This is a genomic window from Pseudomonas sp. KH_046_1 (assembly GCF_057839025.1).
In genome coordinates this window covers 5,154,272-5,172,245 of sequence record NZ_CM174481.1, presented here as the reverse complement: position 1 = coordinate 5,172,245, position 17,974 = coordinate 5,154,272, and the positions used below count along the sequence as shown (strand labels likewise).

At 58.5% G+C, this 17,974-nt stretch carries 22 protein-coding genes and 1 pseudogene; 18 read left to right on the top strand and 5 right to left on the bottom strand.

What is annotated here, in order from left to right:
- The first annotated feature begins 71 nt into the window (after positions 1-71).
- Complete coding sequence (gene grxD / locus AC3IT9_RS23660; RefSeq protein WP_064679482.1) at positions 72-413, top strand: Grx4 family monothiol glutaredoxin; 342 nt, start codon at positions 72-74, stop codon at positions 411-413.
- A 181-nt stretch (positions 414-594) separates the two neighbouring features.
- Here the strand turns inward: grxD and bfr are convergent, their stop codons facing one another.
- Together bfr and AC3IT9_RS23650 are read right to left on the bottom strand one after the other, a co-directional pair.
- Positions 595-1,071, bottom strand: a complete 477-nt coding sequence (bfr, locus tag AC3IT9_RS23655) for a bacterioferritin (RefSeq protein WP_008053519.1) — start codon at positions 1,069-1,071, stop codon at positions 595-597.
- Positions 1,072-1,269: 198 nt separating this feature from the next.
- Positions 1,270-1,488 carry a bacterioferritin-associated ferredoxin gene (locus AC3IT9_RS23650; protein WP_080925403.1) on the bottom strand — a complete coding sequence of 73 codons (219 nt, stop codon included), beginning with the start codon at positions 1,486-1,488 and terminating at the stop codon, positions 1,270-1,272.
- Between the two features lie 311 nt (positions 1,489-1,799).
- On the opposite strand from AC3IT9_RS23650, the gene AC3IT9_RS23645 reads away from it, so the two are divergent.
- Positions 1,800-2,402 (top strand): peroxiredoxin, encoded by a 603-nt coding sequence (locus AC3IT9_RS23645; RefSeq protein WP_007985868.1) that lies wholly within the window; start codon positions 1,800-1,802, stop codon positions 2,400-2,402.
- Positions 2,403-2,683: 281 nt separating this feature from the next.
- Here the strand turns inward: AC3IT9_RS23645 and AC3IT9_RS23640 are convergent, their stop codons facing one another.
- From AC3IT9_RS23640 to suhB, 3 genes and pseudogenes are all read right to left on the bottom strand, one after another.
- A complete protein-coding gene (locus AC3IT9_RS23640; RefSeq protein ID WP_489271143.1) occupies positions 2,684-3,100 on the bottom strand; it encodes a transposase in 417 nt (138 codons plus the stop codon).
- A gap of 93 nt (positions 3,101-3,193) precedes the next feature.
- A pseudogene (locus tag AC3IT9_RS23635) lies at positions 3,194-3,340 on the bottom strand (IS110 family transposase); the annotation flags it as partial.
- A 299-nt stretch (positions 3,341-3,639) separates the two neighbouring features.
- Positions 3,640-4,458, bottom strand: a complete 819-nt coding sequence (gene suhB, locus AC3IT9_RS23630) for a type III secretion system regulator SuhB (protein ID WP_007982736.1) — start codon at positions 4,456-4,458, stop codon at positions 3,640-3,642.
- Between the two features lie 146 nt (positions 4,459-4,604).
- Between suhB and trmJ the strand changes: the two genes are divergently transcribed.
- From trmJ to hisS, 16 genes are all read left to right on the top strand, one after another.
- Positions 4,605-5,375 carry a tRNA (cytosine(32)/uridine(32)-2'-O)-methyltransferase TrmJ gene (gene trmJ, locus AC3IT9_RS23625; protein WP_103394285.1) on the top strand — a complete coding sequence of 257 codons (771 nt, stop codon included), beginning with the start codon at positions 4,605-4,607 and terminating at the stop codon, positions 5,373-5,375.
- Positions 5,376-5,377: 2 nt separating this feature from the next.
- The gene (cysE, locus tag AC3IT9_RS23620; RefSeq protein ID WP_150726858.1) at positions 5,378-6,154 is read left to right on the top strand and encodes a serine O-acetyltransferase; all 777 of its coding nucleotides are present in this window, start codon (positions 5,378-5,380) and stop codon (positions 6,152-6,154) included.
- A 264-nt stretch (positions 6,155-6,418) separates the two neighbouring features.
- Complete coding sequence (gene iscR, locus AC3IT9_RS23615) at positions 6,419-6,910, top strand: Fe-S cluster assembly transcriptional regulator IscR (RefSeq protein WP_003227911.1); 492 nt, start codon at positions 6,419-6,421, stop codon at positions 6,908-6,910.
- 50 nt (positions 6,911-6,960) lie between these two features.
- Positions 6,961-8,175 (top strand): IscS subfamily cysteine desulfurase, encoded by a 1,215-nt coding sequence (locus AC3IT9_RS23610; protein ID WP_150754510.1) that lies wholly within the window; start codon positions 6,961-6,963, stop codon positions 8,173-8,175.
- Between the two features lie 101 nt (positions 8,176-8,276).
- A complete protein-coding gene (gene iscU, locus AC3IT9_RS23605) occupies positions 8,277-8,663 on the top strand; it encodes a Fe-S cluster assembly scaffold IscU (protein ID WP_007974006.1) in 387 nt (128 codons plus the stop codon).
- 34 nt (positions 8,664-8,697) lie between these two features.
- The gene (gene iscA / locus AC3IT9_RS23600; protein WP_489271142.1) at positions 8,698-9,021 is read left to right on the top strand and encodes an iron-sulfur cluster assembly protein IscA; all 324 of its coding nucleotides are present in this window, start codon (positions 8,698-8,700) and stop codon (positions 9,019-9,021) included.
- 8 nt (positions 9,022-9,029) lie between these two features.
- Positions 9,030-9,551: a co-chaperone HscB gene (hscB, locus tag AC3IT9_RS23595; RefSeq protein WP_150726788.1), complete on the top strand. Its 522-nt coding sequence runs from the start codon at positions 9,030-9,032 to the stop codon at positions 9,549-9,551.
- Positions 9,552-9,602: 51 nt separating this feature from the next.
- Positions 9,603-11,465 carry a Fe-S protein assembly chaperone HscA gene (hscA, locus tag AC3IT9_RS23590; RefSeq protein WP_150754509.1) on the top strand — a complete coding sequence of 621 codons (1,863 nt, stop codon included), beginning with the start codon at positions 9,603-9,605 and terminating at the stop codon, positions 11,463-11,465.
- A gap of 2 nt (positions 11,466-11,467) precedes the next feature.
- Positions 11,468-11,809, top strand: a complete 342-nt coding sequence (gene fdx, locus AC3IT9_RS23585; RefSeq protein WP_007982752.1) for an ISC system 2Fe-2S type ferredoxin — start codon at positions 11,468-11,470, stop codon at positions 11,807-11,809.
- A gap of 14 nt (positions 11,810-11,823) precedes the next feature.
- The gene (gene iscX / locus AC3IT9_RS23580) at positions 11,824-12,024 is read left to right on the top strand and encodes a Fe-S cluster assembly protein IscX (protein WP_150726786.1); all 201 of its coding nucleotides are present in this window, start codon (positions 11,824-11,826) and stop codon (positions 12,022-12,024) included.
- A gap of 88 nt (positions 12,025-12,112) precedes the next feature.
- The gene (gene ndk / locus AC3IT9_RS23575; RefSeq protein ID WP_007903599.1) at positions 12,113-12,538 is read left to right on the top strand and encodes a nucleoside-diphosphate kinase; all 426 of its coding nucleotides are present in this window, start codon (positions 12,113-12,115) and stop codon (positions 12,536-12,538) included.
- A gap of 28 nt (positions 12,539-12,566) precedes the next feature.
- Complete coding sequence (gene rlmN / locus AC3IT9_RS23570) at positions 12,567-13,709, top strand: dual-specificity RNA methyltransferase RlmN (protein WP_150754508.1); 1,143 nt, start codon at positions 12,567-12,569, stop codon at positions 13,707-13,709.
- A gap of 16 nt (positions 13,710-13,725) precedes the next feature.
- The gene (gene pilW / locus AC3IT9_RS23565; RefSeq protein ID WP_150726785.1) at positions 13,726-14,484 is read left to right on the top strand and encodes a type IV pilus biogenesis/stability protein PilW; all 759 of its coding nucleotides are present in this window, start codon (positions 13,726-13,728) and stop codon (positions 14,482-14,484) included.
- Positions 14,484-15,497 (top strand): RodZ domain-containing protein, encoded by a 1,014-nt coding sequence (locus AC3IT9_RS23560; protein ID WP_489271141.1) that lies wholly within the window; start codon positions 14,484-14,486, stop codon positions 15,495-15,497. The genes pilW and AC3IT9_RS23560 overlap by 1 nt, the downstream gene beginning before the upstream one ends.
- Before the next feature lie 3 nt (positions 15,498-15,500).
- Positions 15,501-16,610 carry a flavodoxin-dependent (E)-4-hydroxy-3-methylbut-2-enyl-diphosphate synthase gene (gene ispG, locus AC3IT9_RS23555; RefSeq protein ID WP_003185136.1) on the top strand — a complete coding sequence of 370 codons (1,110 nt, stop codon included), beginning with the start codon at positions 15,501-15,503 and terminating at the stop codon, positions 16,608-16,610.
- A gap of 37 nt (positions 16,611-16,647) precedes the next feature.
- Complete coding sequence (gene hisS / locus AC3IT9_RS23550; protein WP_489271140.1) at positions 16,648-17,937, top strand: histidine--tRNA ligase; 1,290 nt, start codon at positions 16,648-16,650, stop codon at positions 17,935-17,937.
- Positions 17,938-17,974 lie beyond the last annotated feature (37 nt).

Below are 17,974 nucleotides of genomic sequence, written 5' to 3'. Positions count from 1 at the left end.
GGCGCTCGGCTTTCCGTTACAATGCGCCACCGTGCCGACCCATGAGTCGGAAAGTTCAGCCGAGGTGCTCCATGGATATCATCGAAACGATTAAAGAGCAGATTGCCAACAACACCATTCTGCTTTACATGAAAGGCTCACCGAATGCCCCGCAGTGCGGCTTCTCCGCGAAAGCCGCGCAGGCCGTGATGGCGTGTGGCGAAAAGTTTGCGTACGTGGACATCCTGCAGAACCCGGAAATCCGCGCCAACCTGCCAAAATACGCCAACTGGCCAACCTTCCCGCAACTGTGGGTCGGTGGTGAGCTGGTCGGCGGCAGCGACATCATGACTGAAATGGCTGCTGACGGTTCGCTGCAAGCCACCATCAAGGCTGCTGTCGAAGCCGCTGCTGCCAACAAGTCCGAAGCCTGATTCGCGGTATGTAGGAGCGAGCTTGTTCGCGATGGACTAGAAAACGCCGCGGGTTGTCAGGTATGCCGCGTAATCGTTAACGACCATCGCGAGCGAGCTCGCTCCTACATACAGGCACAAAAAGCCCCGCCTCTTAAAAGAGAGCGGGGCTTTTTATTGCATCGAGATTAACGGAACGAAGTTACTCGTCTTCGCCCATCTGCGATTGCAGGTAGTTTTCAAGACCCACTTTATCGATCAGGCCCAACTGGGTTTCCAGCCAGTCGATATGTTCCTCTTCGGACTCGAGGATATCTTCAAGCAGTTCACGGCTACCGAAGTCGCCAACTGTTTCGCAATGCGCGATGGCTACTTTCAGATCGGCATGGCCGGTTTTCTCGATACGCAGGTCGCACTCCAGCATTTCCTTGGTGTGCTCGCCGATGTGCAGCTTGCCCAGGTCCTGGACGTTCGGCAGGCCTTCAAGGAACAGGATTCGCTTGATTAGCTTGTCCGCGTGCTTCATTTCGTCGATGGATTCGTGGTACTCGTGCTTGCCGAGCTTGTTCAGGCCCCAATCTTCATACATGCGCGCATGCAGGAAATATTGATTGATCGCGACCAGCTCATTGGCAAGGATCTTGTTGAGATGCTGGATGACTGTAACGTCGCCTTTCATGATGGGGTCCTGCCCTGTATTAGCTGTCAATAGAACAGAGTTTGAGCCGGGTATTTAATAGTGTCAAACCTAAGTTATTGAAACTTAAATAAAAATTAATCGGAATAAGAATGTTTGTGTTCCGCGTCTAGAGCATAACTAGTTGATTTTGAGGCATAAAAAAACCGGACATATGTCCGGTTCTTTAAAATTTGATATTTAAGCGGCTGTAAATTCTGTTGGAAAAGGAATTGCAGCCTGGGCCGTTTGCAGTTTGGTCAGGGTCTCGCGGACCACTTCCTTGGCAAGGCAGGCACATTTGCCGCATTGACTGGCAACGCCGGTAGCCACACGGACTTCCTTGTAGCTGCAGCATCCTTCATAGATCGCATCGCGGATTTGACCGTCGGTGACGCCAGTGCAGAGGCAAACATACATAAGGAAGGACCGTCGCTGATTGTGACTCAATTGCGATGGATCTTAATGTTAACGAGAATGATTGTCAAAGTGGTTTCAGAGCACTTTTCGCCATAAGCGGGTATGGCTGACGAACGGTCGGCCTCGCAAATCGGCGATACAAAACCGTCGGGGATTTCATCGTACGGGGAAAAAACAGCTAAGCCAGCTCAAATACGCGGTGTATGATGGCCGGTCTTTTGCGACCGGGGATCGTGTCACAGGGCTGTCGCCTCAGGGTGGCAGGCTGATGCGAACCCTGTTTCTTACGCTATTACACCAGGAGATATCCAATGAGCGTACTCGTAGGCAAACAAGCCCCTGACTTCACCGTACCGGCCGTACTCGGCAATGGCGAGATCGTTGACAGCTTCACCCTGTCCTCGGCGATCAAAGGCAAATACGGCCTGGTGTTTTTCTACCCGCTGGACTTCACCTTCGTTTGCCCGTCCGAGCTGATCGCTCTGGACAACCGCATGTCTGAGTTCAAGGCACGCAACGTTGAAGTGATCGCTGTTTCGATCGACTCGCACTTCACCCACAACGCATGGCGCAACACTCCAGTGAACAATGGCGGTATCGGCCAGGTTCGCTACACCATGGCTGCCGACATCAAGCAGGACATCATGAAGGCCTACGACGTTCAGTCCGCTGACGGCGTGGCTTTCCGTGGCGCGTTCCTGATCGACGACAAAGGCGTTGTCCGCTCGCAGATCATCAACGACCTGCCGCTGGGCCGTAACATGGAAGAGCTGATCCGTCTGGTCGACGCTCTGCAATTCCACGAAGCGCACGGCGAAGTCTGCCCTGCCAACTGGAAAAAAGGCGACAAAGGCATGAACGCTTCGCCAGAAGGCGTTGCGGCTTACCTGACCGAGCACGCTGCCGCTCTGTAAGGCGCACGCTCCAGCTATAAAAAGCAGGTACAAAAAAACCGGCCATCGAGGCTAATGCCAGTCAGTTAAGCTGACTGGCATTTTTGTTTTTGATCGGATACTTCGGGGGTTTGAGCCTGATTGCCCGGGGATAAATGCGCTCTTCCCGGCGATGCGGCAAGACATAGTGCGGGGCCGAGGCATGTAACTCGGCGAGATATTTGGGGATGTTCCCCGAGCGATCCGCAGAAACGCCGTTGATAAACCCCAGGATCGCCCAAGTGCACGCGGTGAAGCTCAGTTCACGGATGGATGCCCGGACAATGGCAGCTCATTTCCATCATCTGATAACGCAGCAGGTTGTAGCCCGGCAACACGCCCCACAACTCTTGCTCGATCATCTCGGGCGTCTTGCTACGCAGCGTGTAACTGCTGTTGAACAGTGTCTGTTTCATTTCCCTGAACCCTGATTCGATCTCCCAGCGATGGCTGTACAGGTCGACGATTTCATCGGATGGGAAACGCAGCGGATCGGTCATCGACGTCAAAATCTGACAGACCTTGGCCTTGACGGTTTTGCTCAGGAGCCTTGCGGCCAGGCGCTCCGGCAATCCCGGCCAGTGCTTGCGGGCCAGCGGCGAAGTGCTTAACGAGACCACCGCATCCTGACGGCCCAAACGCTGAATGACTTCGTACTGCGCCCCTTTGCGTAACGGCATCAGTCAATGCCGCTCGGTGCTGGCCTGCTGCCATTGGTGCAACAGCCCCAAAGAGTAGAAACCGCGTTCGAACAGCGTCAGCGAGTGATCCGGTGTGCAGGTTGGTAGCTGCGCCAGGCTTCTGAGCAATTGTCCACGGGTCATCTTCTTGCGCAAAACCTGATGGCCTTGGGTGTCCTGGCCATGCAGGTGGAAACTGTGTTTGCCAATGTCGATACCGAGAAGCGTCATCGTGTTCATGAGAGATCCTCCGCCGAAAACGAGAAAAGCCCTGCAAGCGTAAACCTGCAGGGCTTCTCGGTCAGGCTGACCATCTCATTAAATCCGATGCCTATTCAGGCATCGGATTTTGATTTCTTGCGGCCAAAGGTCAAGCAATGAGACTTAACTGATCGGCATTAGCCTGCGGGGTGCTTTTTTGTGCTCGCGATTTATGCACCACCGCCAATCCCCTGTGGGAGCGGGCTTGTGGTGTGTCAGGGGTTGAATCGCAGGCATAAAAAAAGCACCCCGAAGGGTGCTCTTTTGTCGCTGGAAGCTTAGCGCTTCAGCGAGGCCGGCAGGTGCGGCTGGATCGCCGTCAAAACTGCCTTGAAGCACTTGGTGTTGCCGGCAACGACGTGGCCTTTTTCAAGGAAGTCGTGACCGCCGGTGAAGTCGCTCACCAAACCGCCGGCTTCCTGGATCAGCAGGGCGCCTGCAGCCATGTCCCACTCGGACAGGCCCGACTCCCAGAAGGCGTCGAAACGGCCGGCGGCCACGTAGGCCAGGTCCAGGCTCGCCGAACCGGCGCGGCGGATGCCGGCGGTCTGGCCAACCAGGGCGCGGAACATGCCCAGGTAGTTGTCGAGGTTGTCCATCTGGTCGTCACGGAACGGGAAGCCGGTACCCAGCAGGGCACCGTCCAGGCTGGTGCGGCCGCTGACGCGCAGGCGACGACCGTTCAGTTGAGCGCCGCGACCACGGCTGGCGGTGAATTCTTCCTGGCGAACCGGGTCCAGAACAACAGCGTGTTCCAGGCGACCGCGGTATTTGCAGGCGATGCTGACAGCGAAGTGAGGAATGCCGCGCAGGAAGTTGGTGGTGCCGTCCAGTGGATCGATGATCCACAGGTACTCTTCGCCTTCGATGCCGGTGCCGGCGTGCATGCCGGTCTCTTCACCCATGATCGAGTGATTCGGGTAGGCCTTGCGCAGGGCGTCGATGATTTTCTGTTCGGCGGCGCGATCCACCTCGGATACGTAATCCTTGGCGTCTTTTTCGTCGACCTTGATGGTATCCAGGCGCTCGATGGAGCGGAAGATCAATTCACTGGCGCTGCGGGCGGCGCGCAGCGCGATATTCAGCATGGGCTGCATGGATGTGTCACCTAAGGTTGTTAAAGAAAGCCGGGCATTCTATCAGAAAGTTTCTACAGGAGAAGGACGACGTTCGCTTTCATAGCTTAACGGTAGGTGTAGCTGTAAGATTCTGCTCCCGATTATTGTGTTCGAGAGCGCCTCCCTTGCTGCAAAACATTCGTGTCGTCCTGGTCAATACCAGCCATCCGGGCAATATCGGCGGGGCTGCGCGTGCCATGAAGAACATGGGGCTGTCGCGGCTGGTGCTGGTCGAGCCTCGTCTGTTCCCGCATCACGAGGCCGATGCCCGTGCTTCCGGTGCCGGAGACATCCTTGAAAACGCGCAAGTCGTCGCCACCTTGGAAGATGCCTTGGTCGGCTGCAACCTGGTGCTCGGCACCAGCGCCCGCGACCGGCGCATTCCCTGGCCGCTGCTCGATCCCCGCGAATGCGGAACGAAGGTGGTCGAGGAAGCGGGGCAGGGTGCGGAAATTGCCCTGGTGTTCGGTCGTGAAGATTCCGGCCTGACCAACGAAGAGCTGCAGCGATGTCATTATCACGTGCACATTCCATCAGACCCTGAGTTCAGTTCGCTGAACCTTGGGGCGGCGGTGCAGGTGTTGGGTTATGAAGTGCGCATGTCCTGGCTGGCGGCCCAAGGTCAGCCGAGCAAGGTCGAGAAGGAAGAAGTGGCTTCGGTCAAAAGCGCTGAGCTGGCGACCATGGACGAGCTGGAACGATTCTATGAACACCTGGAGCAGACCCTGGTGGCCATCGAATTCCTCGATCCGGAAAAGCCACGGCACTTGATGGCGCGCCTGCGCCGGTTGTACGGACGCAGCTCGGTCAGCCGGGCGGAAATGAATATTTTGCGTGGCATCCTCACGGAAACCCAGAAAGCGGCCCGTGGTGAGCTCCTTAAGCGGAAGGATTAATGATGTTCGAGCGTTTGCGTGAAGATATCCAGAGCGTATTCCACCGAGACCCGGCGGCGCGTAACGCTTTTGAAGTCCTGACCTGCTACCCCGGCATGCATGCCATCTGGATTCACCGTTTGTCGGCGATGCTGTGGCGCGCGGACCTGAAATGGCTGGCGCGGTTGGTGTCGAATTTCGGCCGCTGGCTGACCGGGATCGAGATCCATCCGGGTGCCAAGGTCGGTCGTCGTTTCTTCATTGACCATGGCATGGGCATCGTTATCGGTGAAACCGCCGAAATCGGCGATGACGTGACTATTTATCAGGGCGTGACCCTGGGCGGCACCAGCTGGAACAAGGGCAAGCGTCACCCGACCTTGGGTGATGGCGTCGTGGTCGGGGCGGGCGCGAAGGTGCTGGGCCCGTTCACTGTCGGTGCCGGGGCCAAGGTGGGTTCCAATGCCGTCGTGACCAAGGAAGTGCCGCCGGGTGCCACTGTGGTGGGTATTCCGGGGCGGATCATCGTCAAGCCCGATGTCGAGCAGGACGCCAAGCGCAAGGCCATGGCCGAGAAAATCGGCTTCGATGCCTACGGCGTGACTGAAGACATGCCCGACCCGGTGGCGCGTGCCATTGGTCAGCTGCTCGATCACCTGCAGGCGGTCGATGGGCGTCTGGAGGGGATGTGCGGGGCGTTGAAGGATCTGGGCAGCAATTATTGTGCGAAAGATCTGCCTGAGCTGCGCGAAGAAGACTTTGCGTGTGTGAAGGACAAGGATCAGAGTCAGGCTAGCTAGACCGAGTCGACTTCATCGCGGGCAAGCCCGCTCCCACAAGGTCTTGGGTGATACACAGATTGTGTGAGCACCATAAATCCCTGTGGGAGCGGGCTTGCTCGCGAAGAACGGTAACTCGGTATTGCTGGCTGTCCGCAGCCAGCCTTTGCTATGATGCGCCCGCTCTTTTGCGGGTAAACCTGACTAAAGTACTAGGTCTAATAGTTGACTTAAATACTCGGGAATTGCATACTCGCCTCATTCCGAACTCCGTGGTAATTGTCCATGCGACTGACTACAAAAGGCCGATACGCCGTGACCGCCATGCTCGATCTGGCATTGCACGCGCAGCACGGGCCCGTGTCCCTGGCCGATATCTCCGAGCGCCAAGGCATCTCCCTGTCCTACCTCGAACAGCTTTTCGCCAAATTGCGCCGCAGCAATCTGGTGTCCAGCGTGCGTGGTCCGGGCGGTGGCTACCAATTGTCCCGCGACATGCAGGGCATCCAGGTCGCCCAGGTGATCGATGCGGTGAACGAATCGGTCGATGCAACCAAATGCCAAGGGCAGGGTGATTGCCATTCCGGCGACACTTGCCTGACTCACCACTTGTGGTGCGATCTGAGCTTGCAGATTCACGAATTTCTGAGCGGTATCAGCTTGGCTGATCTTGTGACTCGCCGTGAGGTGCAAGAAGTAGCCCAGCGTCAGGACCAGCGCCGTTGCAACAGCAAGGCGCCACGCCTGGACAAGATTGAAGCGTCCGCCGTCGAATGACAGCCGAAGAGCTAGCGGCACGCCAGCCAGCCTGATTTAGGAGATAGTCCATGAAATTGCCGATTTACCTTGATTACTCTGCGACCACCCCGGTTGATCCGCGTGTTGCGCAAAAAATGAGTGAATGCCTGCTGGTCGACGGAAACTTCGGTAACCCGGCGTCCCGTTCCCACGTGTTCGGCTGGAAAGCCGAAGAGTCCGTCGAAAACGCCCGTCGTCAGGTCGCTGACCTGGTCAACGCCGACCCGCGTGAAATCGTCTGGACCTCCGGTGCCACCGAATCCGACAACCTGGCAATCAAGGGTGCGGCGCATTTCTATGCCACCAAGGGCAAGCACCTGATCACCACCAAGATCGAGCACAAGGCTGTCCTGGACACCATGCGCCAACTGGAGCGTGAAGGTTTCGAAGTGACCTACATCGAGCCTCGCACCGATGGTCTGGTGACCCCTGAGATGATCGAAGCCGAACTGCGCGACGACACCATCCTGGTTTCGGTCATGCACGTGAACAACGAAATCGGCACCATCAACGACATCGCAGCGATCGGCGAACTGCTCCGTTCCAAGGGCATCCTGTTCCACGTCGACGCCGCTCAGTCCACCGGCAAGGTCGAGATCGACCTTTCGAAGCTGAAAGTCGACATGATGTCGTTCTCCGCCCACAAGACCTACGGTCCTAAAGGCATCGGCGCCCTGTACGTAAGCCGCAAGCCACGCGTACGTATCGAAGCGACCATGCACGGTGGCGGCCACGAACGCGGCATGCGTTCCGGCACCCTGGCGACCCACCAGATCGTCGGCATGGGTGAAGCTTTCCGGGTAGCCAAGGAAGACATGGCTGCCGAAAACGCGCGCATCAAGGCATTGAGCAACCGTTTCTACAAGCAGGTCGAGCACCTGGAAGAGCTGTACGTCAACGGCAGCATGACCGCCCGCGTTCCGCACAACCTGAACCTGAGCTTCAACTACGTTGAAGGCGAGTCGCTGATCATGGCGCTCAAGGATCTGGCGGTTTCGTCCGGTTCGGCCTGCACCTCGGCGTCCCTTGAACCTTCGTACGTACTGCGCGCCCTGGGCCGCAACGACGAACTGGCACACAGCTCGATCCGCTTCACCTTCGGCCGTTTCACCACCGAAGAAGAAATCGACTACGCCGCGCAGAAAGTCTGCGAGGCTGTTACCAAGCTGCGCGCTCTGTCGCCGCTGTGGGACATGTACAAAGACGGCGTCGATATCTCGAAAATCGAGTGGGCGGCACACTAAACAAAGAAGCCGCCGGATACAGGTCCTGTAGCAGCGCGGCGGTAAACGCAGCGCAACTGCAGGGTCTCAAGAGCGGCCCTGATGAGTGAGGATTTAGAATCATGGCTTACAGCGAAAAGGTCATCGACCACTACGAAAACCCGCGCAACGTCGGCAAGATGGACGCGGAAGATCCTGATGTCGGCACCGGCATGGTCGGCGCTCCGGCGTGCGGCGACGTGATGCGCCTGCAGATCAAGGTCAACGACGCCGGCATCATCGAAGATGCCAAGTTCAAGACCTACGGCTGCGGTTCGGCTATCGCCTCCAGCTCCCTCGCTACCGAGTGGATGAAGGGCAAGACCCTGGACGAAGCGGAAACCATCAAGAACACCCAGCTGGCTGAAGAACTGGCCCTGCCGCCAGTGAAAATCCACTGCTCGGTACTCGCTGAAGACGCTATCAAAGCGGCCGTTCGCGATTACAAGCAGAAGAAAGGCTTGATCTGATTTTCGAGTTTTGGCGACGAGTAAGGAGTCACCGATGGCTATCAGCATGACAGAAGCGGCTGCTCGACACGTGCGGCGCTCCCTCGACGGGCGCGGCAAAGGTGAAGGGATTCGTCTGGGTGTTCGCACCACAGGCTGTTCCGGCCTTGCCTACGTGCTGGAGTTTGTCGACGAGGTGATTGCAGAGGACCAGGTGTTCGAAAGTCACGGCGAAAAAGTGATCATCGACCCGAAGAGCCTGGCCTACCTGGACGGCACCGAGCTCGATTTCGTCAAGGAAGGGTTGAACGAAGGCTTCAAGTTCAACAACCCCAACGTACGCGGTGAATGTGGCTGCGGCGAAAGCTTCAACATCTGAGGCTTGTCGTGGGTACTCCTTGTCATTTCGCTTTATTTGAGCTGCAACCGAGTTTCGATCTGGACCTCGATCAGCTGGCTACGCGCTACCGTGAGTTGGCGCGCAGTGTTCATCCGGACCGCTTTGCCGACGCTTCCGAGCGTGAGCAACGGCTGGCGCTAGAGCAATCCGCGAGCCTCAACGAGGCCTACCAGACGCTCAAGAACCCACCCAAGCGCGCGCGTTACCTGCTCGCCTTGAATGGTGGCGAGCTGCCGCTGGAGGTCACGGTGCATGATCCGGAGTTTCTTTTGCAGCAGATGGAGTTGCGTGAAGAGCTCGAAGACCTGCAGGACAGCGCCGATCTCAATGGCGTTGCCGTCTTCAAGCGTCGCCTGAAGGCTGCCCAGGATGAATTGAACCAAAGCTTCGCAGCTTGCTGGAACGATGCCGCGCACCGTGAGCAGGCCGAACGCCTGATGCGGCGCATGCAGTTCCTCGACAAGCTCACCTACGAAGTGCGCCAGTTAGAAGAGCGCCTCGACGATTAACCCAGTGCCGCTCCGGTCGCACGCCTGATATACAGATAAGTCCTGATAACGATGGCCCTACTGCAGATCGCCGAACCCGGCCAAAGTCCTCAACCGCACCAGCGTCGCCTGGCTGTGGGGATCGACTTGGGTACTACCAATTCGCTGGTCGCTGCATTGCGCAGTGGTCTTTCCGAGCCACTTGCCGACGCAGAAGGGCGGGTCATCCTGCCGTCTGCCGTGCGCTACCACGCCGATCGCGTCGAGGTTGGCGAATCCGCCAAGCTGGCCGCCGCCACCGATCCGTTGAACACCGTGCTGTCGGTCAAGCGCTTGATGGGTCGTGGTCTGTCCGACGTCAAGCAGCTGGGTGATCAGTTGCCGTACCGCTTTGTCGATGGCGAGTCGCACATGCCGTTCATCGACACGATCCAGGGCCCGAAAAGCCCGGTGGAAGTCTCTGCCGATATCCTCAAGGTCTTGCGTCAGCGTGCTGAAGCGACCCTGGGTGGCGAACTGGTGGGCGCGGTGATCACCGTTCCGGCCTATTTCGACGACGCTCAGCGTCAAGCCACCAAGGATGCGGCCAAGCTGGCCGGTCTGAACGTGCTGCGTTTGCTCAATGAGCCGACCGCGGCAGCCGTGGCTTACGGTCTGGATCAGCACGCCGAAGGCCTGGTCGCGATTTATGACCTGGGCGGCGGCACCTTCGATATTTCGATTCTGCGCCTGACCGGCGGTGTCTTCGAAGTCCTGGCTACCGGCGGCGATAGCGCCTTGGGCGGCGATGACTTCGACCACGCGATCGCTGGCTGGATCATCGAGAGCGCCGGCCTGTCCGCCGACCTCGATCCGGGTGCGCAACGCAATTTGCTGCAAACCGCTTGTGCGGCCAAGGAAGCCCTGACCAATGCTGCGGCCGTTGAAGTGGCCCATGGCGACTGGAAAGCCGAACTGACCCGCGAAGCCTTCAATGCGCTGATCGAGCCGATGGTCGCTCGAAGCCTGAGGTCCTGCCGTCGTGCGGTGCGTGATTCCGGGATCGAACTGGAAGACGTGCATGCCGTGGTCATGGTCGGTGGTTCGACTCGCGTGCCTCGCGTTCGCGAAGCCGTCGCCGAAGCCTTCGGTCGCCAGCCGCTGACTGAAATCGACCCGGATCAAGTGGTCGCCATTGGTGCTGCGATCCAGGCCGATACCCTGGCCGGCAACAAGCGCGACGGTGACGAGCTTCTGTTGCTGGACGTGATTCCGTTGTCCCTGGGACTGGAAACCATGGGCGGCCTGATGGAGAAGGTGATTCCGCGCAACACCACCATCCCCGTCGCCCGCGCCCAGGACTTCACCACTTATAAAGACGGCCAGTCGGCCATGGCGATCCACGTATTGCAGGGCGAGCGCGAGCTGATCAGTGACTGTCGCTCCCTGGCGCGCTTCGAATTGCGCGGCATTCCGGCGATGGTGGCTGGCGCGGCGAAGATTCGCGTGACCTTCCAGGTCGATGCCGACGGTCTGCTCAGCGTTTCCGCCCGCGAACTGGGTTCGGGCGTTGAGGCCAGCATCCAGGTCAAGCCATCCTACGGCCTGACCGACGGCGAAATCGCCAGGATGCTCAAGGATTCGTTCCAGCACGCCAATGACGACAAGGTTGCCCGCGTACTGCGCGAGCAGCAGGTCGACGCCCAGCGCCTGATCGAGGCGGTGCAGGCTGCTCTGGAGGCGGATGGCGAGCGCTTGCTTGACGCCGAAGAGCGCCTTGTTATCGACATGCAGGTGCAGGAACTGACCGAACTGATGAAAGGTACCGATGGTTACGCCATCGAGCAGCAGACCAAGCGTCTGTCGCAAGTGACCGACGCCTTTGCTGCCCGCCGCCTGGACTCGACGGTGAAAGCCGCGCTGGCGGGGCGCAACCTGAATGAGATTGAGGAATAACGATGCCGCAGGTCATTTTTCTGCCACACGAGAAGTTCTGCCCCGAAGGCATGGTTGTAGAGGCTGAGACCGGTACGTCCATCCTCGAGCTGGCCCATGAGCACCACATCGAGATGGAAAGTGCCTGTGGCGGCGTCTGCGCCTGCACCACCTGCCACTGCATCATCCGCGAGGGTTTCGACTCGCTGGAAGAGGCTGACGAGCTGGAAGAGGACTATCTTGACAAGGCTTGGGGGCTGGAAGCGCAATCGCGCCTGGGTTGTCAGGCCAAGGTCGGTACCGAAGACCTGACCGTCGAAATTCCGAAGTACTCGCTCAACCACGCAGCCGAAGCAGCGCACTGATTCAAGGAATTGTCATGAAACTCAAGTGGACTGATGTGCTGGAGATCGCGATCCAGCTGGCTGAAAGCAAGCCCGACGTGGACCCTATGTCGGTCAACTTCGTCGATCTGCGTAAATGGGTGATGGAACTGCCCGATTTCGACGACATGCCTGAGCATTGTGGCGAAAAGATCCTGGAGGCCATTCAGGCCAACTGGATCGAAGAACGCCACTGAGCCACGCCGCAGGTTAGGCAATACCCGAGAACCCGCGTATAATTCGCGGGTTTAATTTTTCGTAAATTACCGTTTCTGGAGTTACACCATGGCTGTTCAACGTACTTTCTCCATCATCAAGCCTGACGCCGTTGCTAAAAACGTTATCGGCGAGATCACCACTCGTTTCGAAAAAGCTGGCCTGCGCGTTGTAGCTTCGAAGCTGAAGCAACTGTCCAAAGCCGAAGCTGAAGGCTTCTACGCTGAGCACAGCGCTCGTGGTTTCTTCAACGACCTGGTTGCTTTCATGATCTCCGGTCCGGTTGTCGTTCAGGTTCTGGAAGGCGAAAACGCTATCGCTCTGAACCGTGAGCTGATGGGCGCTACCAACCCTAAAGAAGCTGCTGCCGGCACCATCCGTGCTGACTTCGCTGACTCCATCGACGCCAACGCTGTACACGGTTCGGACTCCGAAGCCGCTGCCGCTCGCGAAATCTCGTACTTCTTCGCAGCTACTGAAGTAACCACTCGCTAAGCATTGGCTTAAGAGTGAAGGTGAATCCATGACTACATCGACTGTAAAAATTAACCTGCTGGGTCTGACTCAGCTGGAAATGGAAAAATTCTTCGACTCAATCGGGGAGAAGCGTTTCCGTGCCGGTCAGGTAATGAAATGGATTCACCACTTTGGTGTCGATGATTTCGATGCCATGACGAACGTCAGCAAGGCCTTGCGTGAAAAACTCAAGGTTGTTGCTGAGGTCCGTGGTCCGGAAGTTGTCAGCGAGGACATCTCCAGCGACGGCACCCGCAAGTGGGTGGTGCGCGTGGCGTCCGGCAGCTGCGTCGAGACCGTGTACATTCCCCAGGGCAAACGCGGCACCCTGTGCGTTTCGTCCCAGGCAGGCTGTGCCCTGGATTGCAGTTTCTGCTCCACCGGCAAGCAAGGCTTCAACAGCAACCTCACCGCCGCCGAAGTCATCGGCCAGGTGTGGATTGCCAACAAATCCTTTGGCAGCGTCCCGGCAACCGTCGACCGTGCCATCACCAACGTGGTGATGATGGGCATGGGTGAGCCGCTGCTGAACTTCGACAACGTCGTCGCGGCCATGCATTTGATGATGGACGACCTGGGCTACGGCATTTCCAAGCGCCGTGTGACCCTGTCGACCTCCGGCGTGGTGCCGATGATCGATGAGCTCTCCAAGCACATCGACGTCTCCCTGGCGTTGTCCCTGCACGCACCAAATGACGCATTGCGTAACCAATTGGTGCCGATCAACAAGAAGTATCCGCTTAAGATGCTGCTCGAGTCGTGCCAGCGCTACATGTCGAATCTCGGCGAAAAGCGCGTGCTGACCATCGAATACACCTTGCTCAAAGACATCAATGACAAGGTCGAGCACGCGGTGGAAATGATCGAGCTGCTGAAGAACATCCCGTGCAAGATCAACCTGATCCCGTTCAACCCGTTCCCGCACTCCGGTTACGAGCGCCCGAGCAACAACGCCATTCGTCGTTTCCAGGATCAGCTTCATCATGCCGGTTTCAACGTTACCGTCCGCACCACCCGTGGTGAAGACATCGATGCGGCCTGTGGTCAGTTGGTAGGGCAGGTGCTGGATCGCACCCGTCGCAGCGAACGTTATATCGCCGTGCGTGAACTCAACGCCGACAACGATGTAGCGCAAGACGCCGCGAAATAACCAAGAGAGGAACTCTATGTCCCTGCGCTTTGCGCTGCTTTTGCTGTTGGCCAGCCTGTGTGCTGGCTGCGTGCTTTCGGGCGATTACAACCCGATGAAGACCAGCAAGGGCCGTGATGAAGCGCGTCAGGCATATGTGCAACTCGGTATCGGGTATTTGCAACAAGGCATGACCGAGCGCGCCAAGGTTCCGCTGAAGAAAGCGTTGGATCTGGATGGCTCCGACCCGGATGCCAATGCGGCGTTGGGGCTGGTGTTCCAGGCCGAGATGGAACCTGCACTTGCCGACGAGCATTTTCGCAAGGCACTGTCTTCCCGTCCTGCCGATGCACGAATCCTCAATAACTACGGCAGTTTTCTGTTCGAGCAGAAACGTTACAAGGAAGCCTACGAGCGCTTTGAACAAGCCGCTGCCGATACCCTGTATCCTGAGCGTTCGCGGGTGTTCGAGAACCTGGGCATGACTGCTGCAATGCTCGGTCAGCGTGATCTGGCCCTGCAGCAACTGGAAAAAGCCCTGCGCCTGAACCGCCAACAACCTCGTGCATTGCTGGAAATGGCTGAGTTGTCTTACGAAGACAGGCATTATGTGCCCGCACGTGACTATTACGACCGTTTTAGCCAGCTCTCCGAACAAAATGCACGTAGTCTGTTGCTCGGCATTCGGCTGGCAAAAGTGTTCGAAGACCGCGACAAGGCCGCAAGTGCCGGCCTGCAACTAAAAAGACTCTATCCCGGTACGCCGGAATATCAGCAATACCTGTCGGAGCAATGATGAAAGCGGCGCATCCCGAAGTTGTAGCAGCGAATCGCGTAAACCCCGGTGAGATTTTGCGCCAGGCCCGCGAAAGCAATGGCTGGTCGCTGGCCGAAGTGGCCCTCAAGCTCAACCTCACCACCACTTCCCTGAGCAATCTGGAAGCAGGCGCCTTTGACAAGCTGCCCGGGCATACTTTTGCCCGTGGTTACATTCGTGCCTATGCCAAATTGCTCGGCATGGACCAGGCCGTTCTGGTCCAGCAATTCGATCAATCCACCGGTACCGATTCCCAGGGCAGCAGTGTTCACAGCCTGGGTCGTATCGAAGAACCGGTCCGGGTTTCCCACACCATCTTGCGAATCGTCAGCCTGCTGTTGCTGGTCGCGGTGATTGGCGGTGGTTTTGTCTGGTGGCAGGATCAGACCTCGATGCGCACCAAGGACCTGATCGGTCTGGCACCAGAGCACGTTGAAGTCGAAGGCGCCGACGGTACGACACAGATTCACCCGCTGGACGAGCCGGAAGACCAGGCCGTCGTGGAAGGTCAGACCGAAGGCGGAACCGCCCTCGCGCTGCCACAGGCCGACGCTCCGGCTGAAGCACCAGAGCAGGCTCAAGCGACTGCACCAGTCGCCCCGGCAGCGCCGACCACACCAGCCGTATCCGCGCACACCACGCCGGCAACTCCGGTTCCGGCAGCTCCTGCCGTCCCGGCCCCTGTGGTGACTGCACCGGTGGCCCCTGTCGCTCCGGCTCCTGCTCCAGCGGTAGCCGCGCCAGTGGCCGGTCAAGGCCAGGTCAAGGTGCAGTTCACCGCCGATTGCTGGACACAAGTGACCGACGGTAGCGGCAAGGTGCTGTTCAGCGGTCTCAAACGCAAAGGCGACAGCCTGGCAGTCAATGGCAAACCACCGTTTACCGTGCGCCTGGGCTTTGCCCGCGGCGCTCAGGTCAGCTACAACGGCCAGCCGGTTGATGTCGCTCCGTTCACCAGTGGCGAGACTGCTCGCCTGAAATTGGGTCAATAAGTCATGCACGGCGAATCTCCAATCAAACGTCGCGAATCCCGCAAGATCTGGGTCGGTAACGTGCCTGTTGGCGGCGATGCGCCTATCGCTGTGCAGAGCATGACCAACAGCGACACCAATGATGTCGCGGCCACTGTCGCGCAAATCAATCGCCTGGAAGCGGCCGGCGTCGATATCGTGCGGGTCTCCGTACCGGACATGGACGCCGCCGAAGCCTTCGGCAAGATCAAGCAGCTGGTCAAAGTACCCCTGGTTGCCGACATTCACTTCGACTACCGGATCGCTTTGCGCGTAGCCGAACTGGGTGTCGATTGCCTGCGGATCAACCCGGGCAATATCGGTCGCGAAGACCGCGTGCGTGCGGTGGTGGATGCCGCCCGTGACCGCGGTATCCCGATCCGTATCGGCGTGAACGCCGGTTCCCTGGAAAAAGACCTGCAAAAGAAATACGGCGAGCCGACCCCGGCTGCGCTGGTCGAGTCTGCCTTGCGCCACGTCGAGCACCTTGAACGCCTGAACTTCCAGGACTTCAAGGTCAGCGTGAAAGCCTCCGATGTGTTCATGGCCGTCGAAGCCTACCGCTTGCTGGCCAAGGAAATCGTCCAGCCGCTGCACCTGGGCATCACTGAAGCCGGTGGATTGCGTTCCGGCACGGTGAAATCTGCCGTGGGCCTCGGTATGCTGCTCGCCGAAGGGATTGGCGATACTATCCGCATCTCGTTGGCGGCCGACCCGGTCGAGGAAGTGAAAGTCGGCTACGACATTCTCAAATCCCTGCATCTGCGTTCCCGTGGCATCAACTTCATCGCCTGCCCGAGCTGCTCGCGGCAGAACTTCGATGTGGTCAAGACCATGAACGAGCTGGAAGGGCGCCTCGAAGATTTGCTGGTGCCGCTGGATGTCGCGGTTATCGGTTGCGTGGTCAACGGCCCGGGCGAAGCCAAGGAAGCCCATATCGGCTTGACCGGTGGCACGCCGAACCTGATTTACATCGACGGCAAGCCGTCGCAGAAGCTGACGAATGACAATCTGGTGGATGAGCTTGAACGCTTGATCCGCCAGAAAGCGGCCGAAAAGGTCGAAGCTGACGCTGCCGTTATCGCGCGCGGCTGAACCTGACTGAAGAGCCGAACGAATTTAAGGATTTATAGTGAGCAAGTCTCTGCAAGCCATTCGTGGCATGAATGACATCCTGCCCGAACAGACCCCTCTGTGGCGTCATTTCGAGGGCACCGTTTCGCGCCTGCTGGATAACTACGGTTACAAGCAGATCCGCATGCCGATCGTCGAGTTCACCGAACTGTTCAAGCGTTCCATCGGTGAAGTGACCGACATCGTCGAAAAAGAGATGTACACCTTCGACGATCGCAACGGCGACTCCCTGACCCTGCGCCCTGAAGGCACGGCGGCCTGTGTGCGCGCGGTGCTGGAGCACGGCATCACCGGCGGCGGCCAGGTTCAGAAACTCTGGTACATCGGCCCGATGTTCCGCCACGAGCGTCCGCAGAAAGGCCGTTATCGCCAGTTCCACCAGATCGGTGTCGAGGTGTTCAACCTCGACGGTCCGGACATCGACGCCGAGCTGATCGTGCTGACCTGGCGCCTGTGGGGCGAACTGGGCATCCGCGATGCGGTCAAACTCGAGCTCAACAGCCTGGGCACCAGCGAATCCCGTGCTCGTTATCGCGAAGCACTGGTCGAGTTCCTGTCCGGTCACCTGGACAAGCTGGACGAAGACAGCCAGCGTCGCCTGAAGACCAACCCGTTGCGGGTACTGGACACCAAGAACGCCGAGACACAGGCGATTCTGGTCGATGCGCCGAAAATGGCCGACTACCTCGACGAAGAATCCCGCGTGCATTTCGAGGGCCTCAAGGCTCGCCTGGACGCCGCCGGCATTCCCTACGTGATTAACCCGAAGCTGGTTCGCGGGCTGGATTACTACAGCAAGACCGTTTTCGAATGGGTCACCGACAAACTCGGCGCCCAGGGCACAGTGTGTGCCGGTGGCCGTTACGACGGCCTGGTGGAGCAGATGGGCGGCAAGCCGACCGCCGGTGTTGGCTTTGCCATGGGCATCGAACGCCTGGTGCTGCTGCTGGAAACCCTGGAGCAGATCCCGCAAGAGATCTCCCGCCAGGTCGACGTCTACCTCTGTGCCTTCGGTGAAGCTGCCGAACTGGCCGGCCTGACCCTGGCGGAGCGTGTTCGTGATCAGTTGCCCAACCTGCGCCTGCAAGTGAATGCCGGCGCCGGCAGTTTCAAAAGCCAGTTCAAGAAGGCCGACAAGAGCGGCGCGCTGTACGCGCTGATCCTCGGTGACGACGAAATGGCCCAGCAAGTGGTAGGTTTCAAACCCCTGCGTGGCCAGGGCGAACAACAAAGCATTGCCTGGGATGCGCTTGCAGCACACCTGGCCACCTGCGTCGTGCAGGGTTGAAGCTGTCTAAACAGCCGAATTAGCGATTAAGGAGTAT

Bases quoted from the DNA above. Each gene is read 5' to 3' on its own strand.
- suhB (WP_007982736.1), bottom strand. From the start codon at position 4,458: ATGCAGCCCATGCTGAATATCGCGCTGCGCGCCGCCCGCAGCGCCAGT.
- iscX (WP_150726786.1), top strand. From the start codon at position 11,824: ATGAAACTCAAGTGGACTGATGTGCTGGAGATCGCGATCCAGCTGGCT.
- bfr (WP_008053519.1), bottom strand. From the start codon at position 1,071: ATGAAAGGCGACGTTACAGTCATCCAGCATCTCAACAAGATCCTTGCC.
- hscA (WP_150754509.1), top strand. From the start codon at position 9,603: ATGGCCCTACTGCAGATCGCCGAACCCGGCCAAAGTCCTCAACCGCAC.
- fdx (WP_007982752.1), top strand. From the start codon at position 11,468: ATGCCGCAGGTCATTTTTCTGCCACACGAGAAGTTCTGCCCCGAAGGC.
- AC3IT9_RS23645 (WP_007985868.1), top strand. From the start codon at position 1,800: ATGAGCGTACTCGTAGGCAAACAAGCCCCTGACTTCACCGTACCGGCC.
- iscA (WP_489271142.1), top strand. From the start codon at position 8,698: ATGGCTATCAGCATGACAGAAGCGGCTGCTCGACACGTGCGGCGCTCC.
- AC3IT9_RS23610 (WP_150754510.1), top strand. From the start codon at position 6,961: ATGAAATTGCCGATTTACCTTGATTACTCTGCGACCACCCCGGTTGAT.
- AC3IT9_RS23640 (WP_489271143.1), bottom strand. From the start codon at position 3,100: ATGCCGTTACGCAAAGGGGCGCAGTACGAAGTCATTCAGCGTTTGGGC.
- pilW (WP_150726785.1), top strand. From the start codon at position 13,726: ATGTCCCTGCGCTTTGCGCTGCTTTTGCTGTTGGCCAGCCTGTGTGCT.
- ispG (WP_003185136.1), top strand. From the start codon at position 15,501: ATGCACGGCGAATCTCCAATCAAACGTCGCGAATCCCGCAAGATCTGG.
- ndk (WP_007903599.1), top strand. From the start codon at position 12,113: ATGGCTGTTCAACGTACTTTCTCCATCATCAAGCCTGACGCCGTTGCT.
- iscU (WP_007974006.1), top strand. From the start codon at position 8,277: ATGGCTTACAGCGAAAAGGTCATCGACCACTACGAAAACCCGCGCAAC.
- AC3IT9_RS23560 (WP_489271141.1), top strand. From the start codon at position 14,484: ATGAAAGCGGCGCATCCCGAAGTTGTAGCAGCGAATCGCGTAAACCCC.
- AC3IT9_RS23650 (WP_080925403.1), bottom strand. From the start codon at position 1,488: ATGTATGTTTGCCTCTGCACTGGCGTCACCGACGGTCAAATCCGCGAT.
- rlmN (WP_150754508.1), top strand. From the start codon at position 12,567: ATGACTACATCGACTGTAAAAATTAACCTGCTGGGTCTGACTCAGCTG.
- cysE (WP_150726858.1), top strand. From the start codon at position 5,378: ATGTTCGAGCGTTTGCGTGAAGATATCCAGAGCGTATTCCACCGAGAC.
- grxD (WP_064679482.1), top strand. From the start codon at position 72: ATGGATATCATCGAAACGATTAAAGAGCAGATTGCCAACAACACCATT.
- iscR (WP_003227911.1), top strand. From the start codon at position 6,419: ATGCGACTGACTACAAAAGGCCGATACGCCGTGACCGCCATGCTCGAT.